Genomic DNA, 16478 nt, shown 5'->3' on the forward strand with positions numbered 1-16478 from the left:
AAGCGCCGGCTTGCCGATTTTCGAAGGCTTGCCTGCCCTGGACGTTGCCGTTTCCGTCTTTGCGATCGCGCTCATCGGAATCTGCTCCTATTCGGCCGGCACGCGGCTCGCGGCAGCGGCTTTCCCGGCTTTCTTCGCCCGGTATTCGTCATAGGCCGCGATCAGCATGTCCTCGTCGCGGTATTGCGGTACCCAGCCGAGCTCTCTTTTGCCCTTGGAGACGTCGAGCACGCATATCTCGTCGGCGATGAGGTACTGCTCCGGGTCCATGAGCGGCAGATCGAGAAGATCGAGCAGATCGAGCACGCGCTTCACAGCCCAGGCGGGCGTGGGCAGGAGAAAAGAGCGCGAGCCTGCATGCCTGATCAGGTCGCCGAGCAGCTTCTTAACCGGCGGCGGGTTGAGCGAGCCGAGGTTGTAGGCTTCGTTCGGCACACCTGCCTTCCAGGCCAGCCTTGCCGCCTCCGCGCAGTCGAAGACTGAGATGAACTGGTAAGGATTCTTCCCCGAGCCGATCATCGGTACGGGCAGGTTCATGTCGATGAGCTTGAACAGCTTTTCGAGGATGCCGAGCCTGCCGGGCCCGATGATGAGCCGCGGGCGGAAAAGCGTGATGTTCATGCCGCGCTTTCGCCACTCAGTCGCCAGCACCTCGGTGTCCGCCTTGGAGCGCCCATATTCTCCAAGCGGGGCCACAGGATGGTCTTCGGTCATCGGGAATGTGACCGTGTGCCCGTAGATCATGTCCGTGGTGAAATGGACGAGATTCTTCGCGCCCGCCTTGTCCATTGCTTCGATGATGTGGACGGTGCCGTGATAGTTCACCGGATAGAAGAAGTCGTGCCGCTTAGCGCGCACCTGAATGGGCGACAGCATCTTGGCCGACAGGTTGTAGACCATGTCGTCAGGGCCGATCCCCGCCGCCTCGACGGATGCCCCATCGGTCACGTCGCAATGGACGAAGCGCATCTGCCGGTAGTGCGGCAGATCGCTTTTTACGATGTCGGCCACGACCACCTCCTGGCCGTCAGCCAAAAGCTTGGGTGCAAGATGGCGGCCGACGAAGCCGTCGCCGCCGAAGATGATGTGCTTCATCGGATGATCGACCTTTCGGTTTCAATTGCCTTCGCCGCCATAGAAGTCTCTTCCGCCTTGCGCCCGCTATGGGCGATGAGCACGGTGCCCGCGCAGATGAGTGCGATGCCCGCGATGCGGTAGGCGTTCAGATCCTCGCACCACAGCAGATAGGCCAAGATCGCCACCGCCACATAGGCGAGGCTCAGGAACGGATAGGCGAAGGAAAGCTCCACCTTGGACAGCACGAAAAGGTGCGAGGCCATCGAGATGACGAAGACGCATAGCCCGGCGAATATCCACGGGCTGAAGACGATCTGCAGGATCTTTATGACCGGGTTCACGCCGGCAAAGGTGAGCGGCCCCATCGTCATCATGCCGTATTTCAGCATGAGCTGGGCCGCCGCATTGGTGAACACGGTGAACAGTATGAAGGGTATGTATTTCATGATAGCCCGCCCCCGCTTTCCCCTTTGGAGCGTAAGGCAAAGAAGCTAAGACAGCTTGAACCCCTCCGCTCAATTCGGCGATTTTTCGATAATCTTTCAGAAAGAACCCGCTCATCGCCCTACTCCGCCGCCTGCGCGACCGCGGAAATCCAGGGCTCCAGCCGTGCGGCGCCAGAAATCCGAGATGAACGCGGGATCGCGCAGCCGTTCCAGTGCCCGCCACTGCGGGAAGGAAGCGGCAAGGGTCGCGGCCGCCATCCGCGCATCCTTGTAGGGATTGACGGCACCGCCGACTGAAAGCGTTATTTCATCAAGCCTCTCAAAGAGTTCGAGCGTCTTCCTTCCGCGGTTTGGGAAGTCCAGCGTCAGCGTATAGCCCGGTCGCGGAAAAGAGAGGAGCCCAGGTGAGGACACTGCGCCGAAGCGTTTCAGCACGGTCAGGAACGAGACATGCCCGGCCTCCTGCGCCGCCCGTAACAGTGCTTGAACCGCCTCCCGAGCCGCCTCTTCTGGCACAACGCTTTGATGCTGGAAAAACCCTTTCGGCCCATAGAGCCGGTTCCAGTGCCGCACGCCGTCCAGCGGGAAAAAATATCCTGCGAAATGGCTTCGACGCGAGCCTTTGCTCAGCTCCCTTGCTCTCCGGTAGGCCTCGTTGAAGAAGCGGATGGAAACGCGGTTGAGCAGGTTTACGGGCGACCGGAGGGGAATTGCGAGCCGGGGCTTACCAGCAGGGCGAAAGGCGCCGTCAGGCGCGTGGTTTGCGGTGAGCAGAAGCCCTCTGCCCGCCTTCCGGCCGTAAGCAAGCTGGTCGATCCAGGCCACCACATATTCATTGGCTTCATCGGCCTCGGCTGCGAGTTCGAAATATTCCTCCAGCGAGCCGAAGGGAATGACGCGCTCCTCCACATCCGTCGAGCCCACCTTCATGAGCCGGATGGTGACGTCCAGGATCAGCCCCGTTAGCCCCATGCCGCCGATGGTGGCGCGGAAGAGATCCCCGTAGCGGTCGCGGCGGCATTCGTGCAGCGTTCCGTTGGAACGCAGCAAGGTCAGCCTTTCCACATGGCAGCCGAAGCTGCCGCGCCGGTGGTGGTTCTTGCCGTGGATGTCGTTTGCGACAGCGCCGCCCAGCGTGACGTAGCGTGTGCCCGGCACCACCGCTGGAAACCAGCCATGGGGGCCTGCAACATCGATGATGTCGGCGAGCATTGCTCCGGCCTCTGCCTTGAGCAGCCCCGTATCCGGATCGAATGACAGGATGCGGTTTCTGGAGCGCATGTCCACCAGCACGCCTGCCCTGTTCTGACAGGTGTCGCCGTAGGAACGGCCATTACCATAGGCCAGAAGCGATCCCGGCCCCGCTTTACCGCCTTTAAGCAGGGCAATGGCTTCCTCAGGCCCGATCGCGTGCGGCGTCGGCGCGCTGGCTCCGCCAAAGCTCTCATAGCGCCTGGCCATCACAGCCCCGCCGCAAACAGCAGAACCGCGCCGAATGCCATGAACATCTGGCTGCGCCAGTCGCGGATGATGAAGACGATGGGATCGTCGTGCAGCTCGTCGCGCCGCGCCAGGATCCAGATGCGCATGGTGAGGTAGAGCACGATGGGGCTCAGCGGCCAGATCAGCCAGGGATACTCGTAGAGCTGGATGATCGTGCCGCTCTGCATGTAGAGCGCCAGGACCAGCGCGGACGAAAACGCCGCTGCCATGCCGGCATTGCCGATGATTTCTTGATCCTCGGTGCGATAGCCGCGCCCGGCGATGCGCTCGCCTACTGGCAGTTGGATGGAGCGCAGTTCGACATAACGCTTCACCAGCGCCAGCGAGAGGAAGAAGAAGGTTGAAAAGGCAAGCAGCCAGAAGGAAACGGCAATGTCGGTCGCCGCACAACCGGCCAGTATGCGCAGCGTGTAGAGTCCCGCAAGGGTCAGGACGTCGAGCAGCAGCATGCGCTTCACTGCGATGGAATAGGCCGTGGTGCAGATCAGATATAGGCCGAGCACCCCCGCAAACAGGGGCGGCAGAAAGAAGGCCGTGACCGCGCTGACTGCAAGCAGCACAACCATCACTGCGAGCCCGAAGGGAATGGGGAGTGCCCCGCTCGCGAAAGGACGGTTGCGCTTGGTGGGATGGCGCCGATCGTTGGCCAGGTCGAAGAAATCGTTGAGGATGTAGATCGCCGAGGCCGCGGCGCTGAAGGCCATGAAAGCAAGCAGGCAGTCCAGGAGAAGAGGAAGATTGAAATATTGATGCGCAAGCACCACCGGCACGAAGATGAGTGCGTTCTTCACCCACTGGTGCACGCGCACCATCCTGGCGAGGGTCTTCAGCGTCAGTTCGGGGGCGACGATCAGCTCGCCCCCATGCCGCGCGTGCCAGCCGGCTGCATGCCGGTCAGGCGCCACCACGATGGCGCGCCGCGCCGAATCGAATACCGGAATGTCGGCACGTCCGTTGCCCGCATAGTCGTACCCGCCATCACCGAAGAGCTCGGTAAGCGCCTGCCGCTTCGTGTCAGAAGCCATGTTGCAGGCGCGATTTGTGCAGATGACGAGATCGAACAGCCCGAGATGCTCCGCGATCCTTTCCGCGAACTTGCGCGGCGCGGCCGTTGCGAGGATGATCCGCCTGCCCGCCTCCCGTTCCTCGCGCAGGCGTGCCAGCAACGCCTCGCGGTACGGAAGCGCGGCCGGATCGAGATTCACGCGTTCGGCAATCTCGCATTTGAACACCGCCCGCCCCTGCCACAGCCAATAAGGCAGGAGGAACAGGTAGAGCGGCTTTTCACGGATGAGAAGAAAAAGGCTTTCCCACAGAAGATCGGTCGCGATCAGCGTCCCATCGAGATCGACGGCAAGCGGTACGGCGATGCGTTCGGACCGCGCATCCATGACGGTGCCCCCAAACAACCCACTCTCCCCGAAAGGCAAGGCCTTTGCGGGCCACTCCTAGTCTCCAAGAGCTTCGGAAATCTAAAATTCTTCGAGTTTAGGCGCCGGCGGCGCGGCTTTTCGGCGTCAGCGTTAGCCGCGGGTAAAGGCAACCGCAAAAATTGGGATGAAAGCGGGCTATGGCGCCGGCACGTCGCCCTTGTGAAAACGGATGGCGAATTATTTGCCTTCCCAGAAGATGCTGCCTTATAGCTTCCACCATCCGTTGAAATTTGGCGGCTTCAGGCATGGCGGAATATTCGGCCCTTTCACTTCTCAAAAACGCACTCTCCGGCAATAAGGACTGGAAGCCGGCCTGGCGCAAACCCGAACCGAAACCCTCCTACGACGTCATCATCGTCGGCGGCGGCGGGCATGGGCTGGCTACCGCCTATTATCTCGCCAAGGAGCATGGCATCACCAATGTGGCGGTGCTGGAAAAGGGATGGCTGGGGTCCGGCAATATCGGCCGCAACACCACCATCGTGCGCTCGAACTATCTCCTGCCCGAGTCCATCCGCTTCTACGATTTCTCGGTGCGGCTGTGGGAAAACCTCTCCCACGAGCTGAACTACAACGTCATGTTCTCCCAGCGCGGCATCCTTAACCTTGCGCATTCGCCGGCGCAGGCCGACGAATATATCCGCCGGGGCAACGCCATGTGCCATGGCGGGGGCGACGGCGTGTGGCTCACGCCTGAGGAGATCGCCCGCAAGGTCCCAGGCGTGGACCTTTCCGCCTCCGCACGCTTTCCCGTGGTCGGCGGGCTCCTGCAGCCGCGCGCCGGCACCGCCCGCCACGATGCGGTTGCTTGGGGCTATGCGCGGGCGGCCGACCGGCTTGGCGTGGACATCATCGAGAATTGCGAGGTGACAGGCTTTCTGCGCGAGGGGGACACGATAATCGGCGTCACCAGCATGCGCGGCGAGATTCGCGCTAGAAAGGTCGCCATAGCGGTCGCCGGAAGCACGAGCCGCGTCCTTAGGCTCGCCGGCATCGAACGCTTCCCCATCGAAAGCCACGTTCTGCAGGCCTTCGTCTCTGAATCGATCAAGCCCTATCTCGATTGCGTCGTCACTTTCGGCGGCGGCCATCTCTACATGTCCCAGTCGGACAAGGGTGGCCTCGTCTTCGGCGGCGATCTCGACGGCTACAACAGCTACGCCCAGCGCGGAAACCTGCCGCTCGTGGAGGAGGTCATGGGCGAGATGGTGGCGATGTTCCCGGCCGTGGCGCGGCTGAGGCTGCTGCGCAGCTGGGGCGGCGTCATGGACATGTCCATGGACGGCTCGCCCATCATCACCAAAGGCCCGCTGCCCGGCATGTATCTGAATTGCGGCTGGTGCTACGGCGGCTTCAAGGCAACGCCGGCCTCGGGCTTCTCCTTCGCCTGGACGATCGCCAAGGACGAGCCGCACGCCATCAACGCACCCTTCACGCTGTCCCGCTTCGAGCGCGGCGCCGTCATCGACGAGAAGGGCGTCGGACCGACGCCCAAGCTGCACTGAGAGAACAAGAATGCTGATCCCCTGCCCTCACTGTGGCCCGCGTGACCTTGCCGAATTCTCCTATCAGGGAGACGCGACGCGCGTGCGGCCCGATCCGGCATCCACCGACATGAAAGCCTGGTACGATTACGTCTACAACCGGCCCAACCCCTCCGGGCCCCATCGGGAGTATTGGCAGCATTCAGGTGGATGCCGGGCGCATCTGGTCGTAGTACGCGATACGCTTAGCCACGAGATCATCAGCGTCGCCTTCGCTCACGCGGGGCTCAACACCGCCGAGGGCCGGCAATGAGTGCCCGCCGCGCCACGGGTGGCGGTCTCATCGACCGCAGCCAGCCCATCCGTTTCACCTTCGACGGCAAGACCTACACGGGTTACGCTGGCGACACGCTGGCCTCAGCGCTCCTCGCCAATGGCGTCACGCTTGTCGGCCGCTCCTTCAAATACCACCGTCCGCGCGGCATTTTCACCGCCGGGATCGACGAGCCGAACGCTCTGGTGACGGTGCTGAAGGATGGCGTGCGCGAGCCCAACATCCCGGCCACAGGGATCGAAATCTATGACGGGCTGACGGCCGAAAGCCAGAACCGCTTCCCCTCGCTCGAATTCGACCTTGCCGCCGTCAACCAGCTTGCCGGTCCGCTTTTCAGCGCGGGCTTCTATTACAAGACCTTCATGGGCCCCGTGATCGGCCCGTTGAAAGGCACACGGTTCTGGATGTTCTGCGAGCATTTCATCCGCCGCGCGGCTGGCCTCGGGCGGGCCGGCTACGAGAAGGACCCGGTCCGCTACGAGAAGATGAACGCCTTCTGCGACGTGCTCGTCGTGGGTGCCGGTCCAGCCGGCCTGATGGCCGCCACGGAAGCCGCAAAGGCGGGAAAGCGCGTGATCCTGGCCGAGCAGGACCCGCGCCTTGGCGGCAGCGCCAACTGGTCGGGCGAGGAGATCGGTGGAAAGAAGGCGACTGAATGGGCGGAGGTGAAAGCCGCCGAGCTTACCGCCCTCGACAATGTGCAAATTCTCACGCGCACAACCGTGTGGGGCTATTACGACGGCAACAATCTCGCCGCCATCGAGCGCGTCACTGACCATCTGCCGGCCGCCCCCATAGGGGTGCCGCGCCACCGCCACTGGTCGATCCGGGCAGGCACCGTGGTTCTGGCTACGGGCGCTCTGGAAAGGCCCCTCGTCTTTCCCGGCAACGACCGCCCAGGCGTGATGCTCGCCGGAGCGGCCGAACGCTATGCCCGCGAATTCGGCGTGCTGCCCGGGGAAAAGATCGCCGTCTTCACAAATAATGACAGCGCCTATCGCGCCGCCGCGGCGCTGAAGGAGGCTGGGGCCGCCATCGTCGCTATCATCGACGTGCGCCCCGAGATTTCGCCGGCGGCCCGCGCGCTCGCCGAACAGGCGGGAATCGCTCCGCTAACGGGCCATGCCGTAACGGACACAGTCGGCAAGCGGCTGACCAAAGTGATGGTGCAGCATTTCGATGCCGCCACCGGCCGGCTTTCCGGCGATCCGCGGCCGATCGAAGCCGATTGTCTCGTGGTCTCGGGCGGCTGGTCACCGGCCATTCACCTGGCAAGCCAGGCTGGCGGCGCTCCTGTTTGGGATGGCAAGCTCCAGGCCTTCCTGCCGCCCGAGCCGAACCAGAAATGGGTGGGTGCCGGCGCGTTCACCGGAGCGCTCACAACCGCCGAGGCCCTGAGCACCGGCCGCGACGCCGGGTTGAAGGCAACCGGCAAGAAGGCCTCGCGCGTCAAGCTTCCCGAAGTGGCGGCACCGGCGCTTGACCCCTTCCCCGCTGCCGTTTTCGAGATCAAGGCCAAGGGCAAGGCCTTTGTCGACCTGCAGCATGACGTGACCGCTGATGACGTGCGGCTCGCCCATCGCGAAGGCTTTGTCTCGGTGGAGCATCTCAAGCGCTACACGACTCTGGGCATGGCGACCGACCAGGGCAAGACCTCCAATGTACCCGGCCTTGCCATCATGGCCGATGCCCGGGGTCTGCCCATCGAGAAGGTCGGCACTACCCGCTTCCGCCCGCCCTTCTCGCCGATCTCCATCGGCTCGCTCGCGGCGGAGCGGCACTGGCGTTTCAAGCCCGACAGGCTGACGCCCATGCATGACTGGCACGTGAAACGGCGCGCGCGCATGATGGAGGCGGGGCTTTGGCACCGCCCCATGATCTATGGCGAGCCGGGTGAAACGGTTGAGCAGGCCTATGCCCGGGAAGCCGCCGCGGTCCGCCGCTCGGTGGGCATCTGCGATGTCTCCACCCTCGGCAAGATTGCCGTCAAGGGGCCGGATGCGGCCGGTTTCCTCGATCACGTCTATACCAACGTCTTCTCCACCCTGCCCGTCGGCAAGGCCCGCTACGGTCTCATGCTGCGGGAGGACGGCATCGCGTTCGACGACGGCACGACATGGCGCCTTGGCGAGCATGAATTCCTGATGACCACCACCACGGCCAATGCCGGTAAGGTGATGCAGCATCTGGAATATTACCTCGATGTGGTCTGGCCGCAGCTCAAGGTGCACGTGACCTCGGTTACGGACCAGTGGGCGGGAGCGGCCGTGGCCGGCCCCAACGCGCGCAAGGTGCTGCAGGCCTGCGTCACCGGCACGGCAGTCGACAACGAAACCCTGCCTCACATGGGGATTGTGCATGGCGAGATCGCCGGTGCGCCGGTCATGATCTGCCGCTTATCCTTCTCAGGCGAGCTTGCCTACGAGGTCTATTGCGGCGCGGGCCACGGCCGCCATGTCTGGGAGGCGCTGATGGCGGCAGGCGAGCCCTTCGGCATCACGCCCTACGGTCTGGAAGCGCTCGGCGCCTTGCGCATCGAGAAGGGCCATGTGACGGGCGCCGAAATCGACGGTCGCACCACCGCGCGCGACCTTTATCTCGACTGGATGCTTTCCAAGAAAAAGCCCTTCATCGGCTCCGCCCTCATGGACCGCGAGGGGCAGATCGACTGGAGCCGCCTGCGCCTCGTCGGCGTGATCTCGCTCGACGGCCGGCCGCTTGGCGGCGGGGCGCACATTGTGGAGAAGGCCGACGGTAACGGACTCGGAACGAGCATCGGCCATGTCACCGCCTCGTGCTATTCGCCCGCCCTGCAAAAATATATCGGCCTGGCGCTGGTGCGTGGCGGCAAGGCGCGGCACGGCACGCGCGCCTTCCTGTCCGACCCGCTTCGCAAGCGCTTCGGACAGGTCGAGATCGTAAGCCACCATTTCTTCGATCCGGAAGGAAAGCGGTTGCATGGTTGAGCGCGAATCTCCCCTCGGCGCGGCTTTTCGGCCCGGCAGGCACGGCAATCTGTCCGCCGGCCCCGGCCTGCGCATCAGCGAGGTCACACCCTCCGGCATCGCGGAGGCTGCCGCATGGCCCGGCATGAAGGCGGCGCTGGCCGAAGTGATCTCCAGCGTGACCGCCCTTTCCCTGTCCGCCGAACCCAATACCGGCGACGTGGGGCCGGAAAGCTCGGCCTTCTCCATCGGTCCCCAGCGCTTTCTGGTGACGGGCGGGGCGGATTTGCCCGCCCGGCTTGCCGCAGCCCTGCCGCTCGAAATCGGCACCGTGACCGATCTTTCACACGGGCGGACGGCGATTCGCATTGAAGGTGCGCGCGCAGGCTGGGTGCTTTCCAAGCTGTTCGCCATCGACTTTCATGCCGAGGCCTTTCCCCTCACCGAGGGACGGGCGACCGTGCATCACGATATTTTCGCACAGATCCAGCGCATCAGCCCCAACGGGTTCGACATCTATGTCTTCCGCTCCTTTGCCCGGGCCTTCTGGCTGGAGCTATGCGAAGCGGCCGAGGAAGTCGGCTACGAGGTCGCCGGCTAAGCAGAAAAAGTGGAAACCGGTTTCCGTCCGGTATTGCGCAAAGACAATAGGTTGGATCCTGTCTGTGCGTCCGTGAAACACAGAAACGATCCATGAAAATCGGCCCGGCAGGCAGCCGGGCCGGGTTAATTTTGTACCTGCAAACAGCAGCCTATTCCTCGGCCGGCGCCTCACCCGCTGGAGCCGCATCCCTCACGTGATGCCTGCCGTTCCTATGATGAGCGCGAAAGGCGGCACGTGGCCCCTCCCCGCGAGCGCCATGAAAATGCATCATCCGCCGCGCAAATCCGCTGCGCTGCAATTCCTCCCGGCTCACCTCGCCGTCATTGTTGCGGTCGAACAGGGCGAAACGCTTGTTCTGATGATCTTCGATCTCGGCGAGCGTGACGGTGCCGTCGCCGTCAATGTCGAGATAGCGCGCCGCGCGTTCTGCCCGGCGCTTGAAAGCGCGCTCCATCACATAGGTGAGCAGTTCGTCCTCGCTCAGCGTGCCGTCACCGTCGGCATCTGCCGCCCGCAGCATCTCCAGGCGCTCACCGCCGAACTCGTCCGCCGCAATGGAGCCGTTGCCATCTACATCCAGCCGGTCGAACATCCCCATAGGACGGCGTTCGGTAGATTCAGGCGTGCCCCCCTCGCTCTGCGCGAACGCGGCAGTGCCGGCTGCCAGCGAAAGCGCGATCGCGGATATGAAAATCTTGCGAAGCATAGCGTACTCCTCGTGTTGTGCCGATGCCGAACGGCGAACGGCCAACTTTGTGCCACGAGCCACATTACGGCGCGCTTTCCGGGGAATTACATTTTCGTAACCCGCTCCAGCACGGACACTGCTTGCCGAGGGGTTGACATTCGGCATCCGGCGGAGGATCGCCTCATTGTAAGAGCAACAAGAAGCAGGTTCCCATGCCCACACTCTCCAAGCGCATCACCGGCATCATGCCCTCCGGCAAGGATGGCTGGGAGGTCCACTTTGCCGCCCTCACCCGCAAGCAGGCGGGCGAGGACATTCTGATGCTCTCCGTGGGCGACCATGATTTCGACACGCCGGCAGGCACGGTGGCGGCCTGTGTCCAGGCCCTGGAGCGCGGCCATCATCATTATATCCAGCTTGCCGGCCTTCCCCGGTTGCGGGCGGCGCTGGCCAAGCTTTCAACCGACTGCACCCGGCTTGAAACGACGCCTGAAGAGCTGATCGTCACCCAGGGCGGACAGGGCGCGCTATTCGCCGCCTGTCAGGGCGCGCTCGATCCGGGCGACCACGCCATCCTCATTGCGCCCTACTACGCCACCTATCCGGGAACCGTCCGCGCAGCAGGTGCCAGCTTCACCGAAATCGAAGCCAGCGCCGAGCGCGGCTTCGAGCCGGACCCGGAGATGATTGCGGCGGCGGTTCAGCCCGAAACGCGGATGATCCTGATCAATTCGCCCAACAATCCCACCGGAGCGGTCTATTCCCGCGAAACGGTGGAGGCCATCGCCGACATCTGCCGTCGGCATGACCTGTGGCTCCTGTCCGACGAGGTCTACTGGACGTTGCGCGGGTCGCGCGAGCACATCTCCCCGCGCGCCCTGCCCGGGATGAAAGACCGCAGCCTCGTCGTCAACTCGCTTTCCAAGAGCCATGCCATGACCGGCTGGCGCATCGGCTGGCTGACGGGGCCCGCCGACTTTATCCGCCATCTGGTGTCGCTCAATATTGTCTCCAGTTACGGCATGGCGGACTTCGTCTCGCACGCTGCCGCCGAGGCCGTGGAAAAAGCCTATGGCGTGGCCGAAATCGCGGCCCGCTACCGCGACCGCCGCCGGGCGTTCCTAGACGCGATTCGCCATATCAATGGTGTGGCGGCGCGCGGATCGGAAGGCGGCATGTATGTCATGCTCGACATCTCGGCCGTGGAGCCGGACTGCGAAGCCTTTGCCTGGGAGCTGCTCGAGGCGGAAAAGGTCGCGGTTCTGCCCGGCACCAGCTTCGGCGCGGCCGGCGGTCACGTGCGCATCTCGCTGTGCCAGGAAGAACCCGTCCTACGCGAGGCGGCAGCCAGAATCGGCCGCTTCATCGCCGGGCGTACGTCTAGGAAAGCAGCAGAATAGCCGCCTCGGCGAACCGCTTCTATAAGGCGCGGGCACGTCTCGAAGCATTGTCTTCCGGCGATGAAACCGGGGCCCGTCCGATCATTCCGAGCGCGCCTCCTTTGCCTCATCCCCGATATCCACATATGCGACGCACAAGATATAGCGGTCACCATCTTGTCACAAACGATGGCTTGACGCCCCGAGCCGAGTCGCCTCTTATACGTTCTTAAGCGCCCGCTCATGGGCGCGGGTCGCAAGTTCGCAAGTCGGCCGGTCTTTCACTCTGTACCGCGTTCGCGCTCCCGCCCGTTGCCGCCACGGGCGGCGGCCTTGTGTTGTCTGTTTGGATTGGCGGCGGGGGCGCTTTGGTTCGGTATGGTAGGTGTGGCATAAGCATCTGGTTAATGCTATATTTAGTATTTGCCGCCACGCTCGCCACCAAATGATGTGACTCTCCATCGGAGAAATCGCAAGAAGCGTCGCGTCATTGTGGTTCAGCCGGCTCTCCCGGCCCTTGCCGCAACTCAGGGCAGGGCCGCGTGGCGTGGGAGAGGAACCGGATGAGCAGAGCCTCTGCGCCGGCATGGCGCGTGGTTGTGGGCAGAGCGGGGCCATCGTTCGATTGTGACGAGCATTGCCGCGCGATGGACGCTATATTTGGGATCGAAGAGGAACGAAGATGCGCATCGAACGCCGGTTCACGAAGGAAGGCCAGTCCCCTTACGCGGAGATCCCGTTCCGCAAGGCCGTAAGCGAGATCAGGAACCCGGATGGCTCTGTGGTCTTCCGGCTCGAAAATATTGACGTGCCGGCGCAGTTCTCCCAGGTCGCAAGCGACATCCTGGCGCAGAAATATTTCCGCAAGGCCGGTGTGCCCGCGCGCCTGAAGAAGGTCGAGGAGAACGGCGTTCCCTCCTTCCTCTGGCGCTCGGTCGCCGACGAGGAGGCGCTGGCCGAACTGCCCGAGGATCAGCGCTACGGTTCTGAGACCGACGCGCGTCAGGTCTTCAACCGGCTTGCCGGCACCTGGACCTATTGGGGCTGGAAGGGCGGCTATTTCGACACGGAGGCTGACGCGCAGGCCTTCATGGACGAGCTTTGCTACATGCTCGCCACCCAGCGCGCCGCGCCCAATTCGCCACAATGGTTCAACACCGGCCTCCACTGGGCCTACGGTATCGATGGCCCGGGTCAGGGCCACTATTACGTGGATCCCTTCACCGGTAAGCTCACCAAGTCCAAGTCGGCCTACGAGCATCCGCAGCCGCACGCCTGCTTCATCCAGTCTGTCGCCGACGACCTCGTCAACGAGGGCGGCATCATGGACCTGTGGGTGCGCGAAGCGCGCCTCTTCAAGTACGGCTCGGGCACCGGCTCCAACTTCTCCGCGCTGCGCGGAGAGGGCGAGAAGCTTTCAGGCGGCGGCAAGTCGTCCGGCCTCATGAGCTTCCTCAAGATCGGCGACCGCGCGGCCGGCGCCATCAAGTCGGGCGGCACCACCCGGCGCGCCGCCAAGATGGTAATCGTCGATGTGGACCATCCCGACATCGAGGAATTCATCGACTGGAAGGTGACCGAGGAGCAGAAGGTCGCCTCCCTCGTCACCGGCTCCAAGATCGTGAAGAAGCACCTCGACGCGATCATGAAGGCCTGCATCAACTGCGAGGGCAACGGCGACGACTGCTTCGACCCGGCCAAGAACCCGGCGCTGAAGCGCGAGATCAAGGCCGCGAAGAAGAACGCGGTTCCAGAAAACTACATCAAGCGTGTCATCCAGTTTGCGCGCCAGGGCTACACGTCGATCGACTTCAGGACCTACGATACGGACTGGGATTCGGAGGCCTATCTCACCGTCTCCGGCCAGAACTCCAATAATTCCGTGTCCGTGAAGGACGATTTCTTGCGCGCCGTCGAGAATGACGGCGACTGGACGCTCATCCGCCGCACGGACGGCAAGCCGGCCAAGACGCTGAAAGCCCGGGATCTCTGGGAGAAGATCGGCTACGCCGCCTGGGCGTCGGCCGATCCGGGCCTGCACTTCAACACCACGATGAACGACTGGCACACCTGCCCGGCCGCAGGCCCGATCCGCGCCTCCAATCCATGCTCGGAATACATGTTCTTGGACGACACGGCCTGCAATCTCGCTTCGCTCAACCTGCTTGCCTATCGCGGCAGGGACGGCAGATTCGACATCGAGGCCTATGAGCACTCCGTCCGCCTCTGGACCATCGTGCTCGAAATCTCGGTCATGATGGCGCAGTTCCCCTCGAAGGAGATCGCGAAGCTCTCCTACGAGTACCGCACGCTCGGTCTGGGCTACGCCAATATCGGCGGCCTGCTCATGACCTCCGGCATTCCTTACGATTCGGACGAGGGCCGGGCGATCTGCGCGGCCCTGACCGCCATCATGACGGGTGTGGCCTACGCCACCTCGGCCGAGATGGCTGCCGAGCTCGGCGCCTTCGCGGACTATGAGCGGAATGCGGAGCATATGCTGCGCGTCATCCGCAACCACCGCCGCGCGGCCTATGGCGAGACGGAGGGCTACGAGAAGCTTTCAATCAACCCGGTGCCGCTCAAGGCCGAAGACTGCCCGGACCCGGCGCTCGTCGAGCACGCGCGCGCTGCCTGGGATCGCGCGCTGGAGCTCGGGCAGAAGCACGGCTACCGCAACGCGCAGGCCACCGTGATCGCGCCCACCGGCACGATCGGCCTCGTCATGGATTGCGATACGACCGGCATCGAGCCCGACTTCGCCCTGGTGAAGTTCAAGAAGCTCGCCGGCGGCGGCTATTTCAAGATCATCAACCGCGCCGTGCCCGAGGCGCTGCGCACGCTCGGCTACACGGAAGCCCAGATCGCCGAGATCGAGGCCTATGCCGTTGGCCATGGCAATCTCGACCAGGCGCCTGGCATCAACCCGGTCACCCTTAAGGCCAAGGGCTTCACGGATGAGAAGATCGCCGCGCTTAACGCCGCGCTGAAGACGGCCTTCGACATCAAGTTCGCCTTCAACCAGTGGACGCTGGGTGCGGACTGGCTCAAGGAAACCTTCGGCTTCACCGATGAGCAGCTTTCCGACTTCTCCTTCGAGCTGCTTCCCGCGCTCGGCTTCTCGAAGAAGGACATCGAAGCCGCCAACATCCACATCTGCGGTGCCATGACGCTTGAGGGCGCGCCGCACCTGAAGGAAGAGCACCTGCCCGTTTTCGACTGCGCCAATCCCTGCGGCAAGATCGGCAAGCGCTATCTTTCGGTGGAATCCCATATCCGCATGATGGCCGCCGCCCAGCCCTTCATTTCGGGTGCCATCTCCAAGACCATCAACATGCCGAACGAGGCGACAGTCGAGGACTGCAAGAACGCCTACATGCTCTCCTGGAAGCTGGGGCTCAAGGCCAACGCGCTCTACCGCGACGGCTCCAAGCTCTCCCAGCCGCTCAACGCCTCGCTCATCGCCGATGACGGTGAGGACGAGGAGGAGGCAACCGAGGCCCTCCTCGCCCAGCCCGCGGCGGCGCGCGCCACGGAGGTCACCGAGAAGATCGTCGAGCGGGTGGTGGAGCGCGTCGTGCGCGAGCGCGAGAGGCTGCCCAACCGCCGCAAGGGATATACGCAAAAGGCGGTGGTCGGCGGGCACAAGGTTTACTTGCGCACCGGCGAGTTCGACGACGGGCGCCTCGGCGAGATTTTCATCGACATGCACAAGGAAGGTGCTGCCTTCCGCGCCATGATGAACAATTTCGCCATCGCCATCTCGATCGGCTTGCAATATGGCGTGCCGCTTGAGGAATTTGTCGATGCCTTCACCTTCGTGAAGTTCGAGCCGGCCGGCATCGTGCAGGGCAACGACGCGATCAAGAACGCCACCTCGATCCTCGACTATGTCTTCCGCGAACTTGCGGTCTCCTATCTCGGCCGCACGGACCTCGCTCATGTGGACATGTCGGACTTCGACAAGACGGCGCTCGGCCGCGGCATCAACGAGGGCAAGGCCATTCCCTTCTCCAAGGGGCTGACGCGCGGCGCCACGCCCCCCTTCAAGATCGTGAGCGGCAACGAGCCCAGGGGCGAGGCTGCTTCGCCCTCCCCTGCCCGCGCCCAGCCGGCGGCCGCCGTGGGCGGCTCCAATGTGCGCGCCATCTCCTCGGGCGCGACCGTGACGGCGCTGAAGCCCGCCTACCAGGGCCTTCAGGAGGAAGCCACGGCCTTCCGCCGCGACTATGAGGAGCGCGCGCGGGAACTCGCCCAGGAAGCCGCCGAGGAGGAAGGCCTCAACGCCCTCTTCACCGAGGAGGCAGCCAGCGAGGCGGCGGAAGCCAAGAAGGTCGAAACCCACCGCCGCCAGCAGGCGATCATGCAGGGTTATACGGGCAACATGTGCTCAGAATGCCAGAACTTCACCATGGTCCGCAACGGCACCTGCGAGAAGTGCGACACCTGCGGAAGTACCAGTGGGTGCAGCTAATACTAATGTTACTCCTGCCCTGACGCGTCACTGAATCTCGCTCAACGTCAAGTTAGACTGCTCATTCGACACGCGAAGTCCGCTCACCTGATCACACAACTTTCCGGGCTG

General features: G+C 63.5%; 11 protein-coding genes. 6 read left to right on the forward strand and 5 right to left on the reverse strand.

Translation table 11 applies throughout. From position 1 onward, the window contains the following. Window positions 1-87 precede the first annotated feature (87 nt). The 4 genes from NYR54_RS04650 to NYR54_RS04665 all read right to left on the reverse strand — a co-directional run bounded on the left by NYR54_RS04650 (window position 88) and on the right by NYR54_RS04665 (window position 4417). Window positions 88-1095, reverse strand: a complete 1008-nt coding sequence (locus NYR54_RS04650) for an NAD-dependent epimerase/dehydratase family protein (RefSeq protein WP_261514396.1) — start codon at window positions 1093-1095, stop codon at window positions 88-90. Further along, window positions 1092-1523 carry a DMT family transporter gene (locus tag NYR54_RS04655; RefSeq protein WP_261514397.1) on the reverse strand — a complete coding sequence of 144 codons (432 nt, stop codon included), beginning with the start codon at window positions 1521-1523 and terminating at the stop codon, window positions 1092-1094. The genes NYR54_RS04650 and NYR54_RS04655 overlap by 4 nt, the downstream gene beginning before the upstream one ends. A gap of 111 nt (window positions 1524-1634) precedes the next feature. Next, a complete protein-coding gene (locus NYR54_RS04660) occupies window positions 1635-2984 on the reverse strand; it encodes an FAD-binding oxidoreductase (RefSeq protein WP_261514398.1) in 1350 nt (449 codons plus the stop codon). Then, on the reverse strand, window positions 2984-4417 hold the full coding sequence (locus tag NYR54_RS04665; RefSeq protein ID WP_261514468.1) for a UbiA family prenyltransferase: 1434 nt from the start codon (window positions 4415-4417) through the stop codon (window positions 2984-2986). The genes NYR54_RS04660 and NYR54_RS04665 overlap by 1 nt, the downstream gene beginning before the upstream one ends. A 287-nt stretch (window positions 4418-4704) precedes the next feature. Between NYR54_RS04665 and NYR54_RS04670 the strand changes: the two genes are divergently transcribed. Genes NYR54_RS04670 through NYR54_RS04685 form a run of 4 tightly spaced genes read left to right on the forward strand, consistent with a single transcriptional unit; the run spans window position 4705 to window position 9823 of the window. Then, window positions 4705-5964: a sarcosine oxidase subunit beta family protein gene (locus NYR54_RS04670; RefSeq protein ID WP_261514399.1), complete on the forward strand. Its 1260-nt coding sequence runs from the start codon at window positions 4705-4707 to the stop codon at window positions 5962-5964. Window positions 5965-5974: 10 nt separating this feature from the next. Beyond that, on the forward strand, window positions 5975-6256 hold the full coding sequence (locus NYR54_RS04675; RefSeq protein WP_261514400.1) for a sarcosine oxidase subunit delta: 282 nt from the start codon (window positions 5975-5977) through the stop codon (window positions 6254-6256). Next, the gene (locus tag NYR54_RS04680; protein ID WP_261514401.1) at window positions 6253-9243 is read left to right on the forward strand and encodes a sarcosine oxidase subunit alpha family protein; all 2991 of its coding nucleotides are present in this window, start codon (window positions 6253-6255) and stop codon (window positions 9241-9243) included. Before NYR54_RS04675 ends, NYR54_RS04680 begins: the two co-directional genes overlap by 4 nt. Beyond that, the gene (locus NYR54_RS04685; RefSeq protein WP_261514402.1) at window positions 9236-9823 is read left to right on the forward strand and encodes a sarcosine oxidase subunit gamma family protein; all 588 of its coding nucleotides are present in this window, start codon (window positions 9236-9238) and stop codon (window positions 9821-9823) included. The genes NYR54_RS04680 and NYR54_RS04685 overlap by 8 nt, the downstream gene beginning before the upstream one ends. A gap of 151 nt (window positions 9824-9974) precedes the next feature. On the opposite strand, the gene NYR54_RS04690 is transcribed toward NYR54_RS04685, so the two are convergent. Then, window positions 9975-10532 carry an EF-hand domain-containing protein gene (locus tag NYR54_RS04690; RefSeq protein WP_261514403.1) on the reverse strand — a complete coding sequence of 186 codons (558 nt, stop codon included), beginning with the start codon at window positions 10530-10532 and terminating at the stop codon, window positions 9975-9977. A gap of 194 nt (window positions 10533-10726) precedes the next feature. Here NYR54_RS04690 and NYR54_RS04695 point away from each other — a divergent pair, with 194 nt between their 5' ends. Together NYR54_RS04695 and NYR54_RS04700 are read left to right on the forward strand one after the other, a co-directional pair. Then, window positions 10727-11914, forward strand: a complete 1188-nt coding sequence (locus NYR54_RS04695) for a pyridoxal phosphate-dependent aminotransferase (protein WP_261514404.1) — start codon at window positions 10727-10729, stop codon at window positions 11912-11914. 661 nt (window positions 11915-12575) lie between these two features. Continuing rightward, window positions 12576-16367 carry a vitamin B12-dependent ribonucleotide reductase gene (locus tag NYR54_RS04700; protein ID WP_261514408.1) on the forward strand — a complete coding sequence of 1264 codons (3792 nt, stop codon included), beginning with the start codon at window positions 12576-12578 and terminating at the stop codon, window positions 16365-16367. Window positions 16368-16478: the final 111 nt, after the last annotated feature.

Origin of the sequence: Chelativorans petroleitrophicus (assembly GCF_025398195.1) — a bacterium.
Taxonomy (GTDB): domain Bacteria; phylum Pseudomonadota; class Alphaproteobacteria; order Rhizobiales; family Rhizobiaceae; genus Chelativorans; species Chelativorans petroleitrophicus.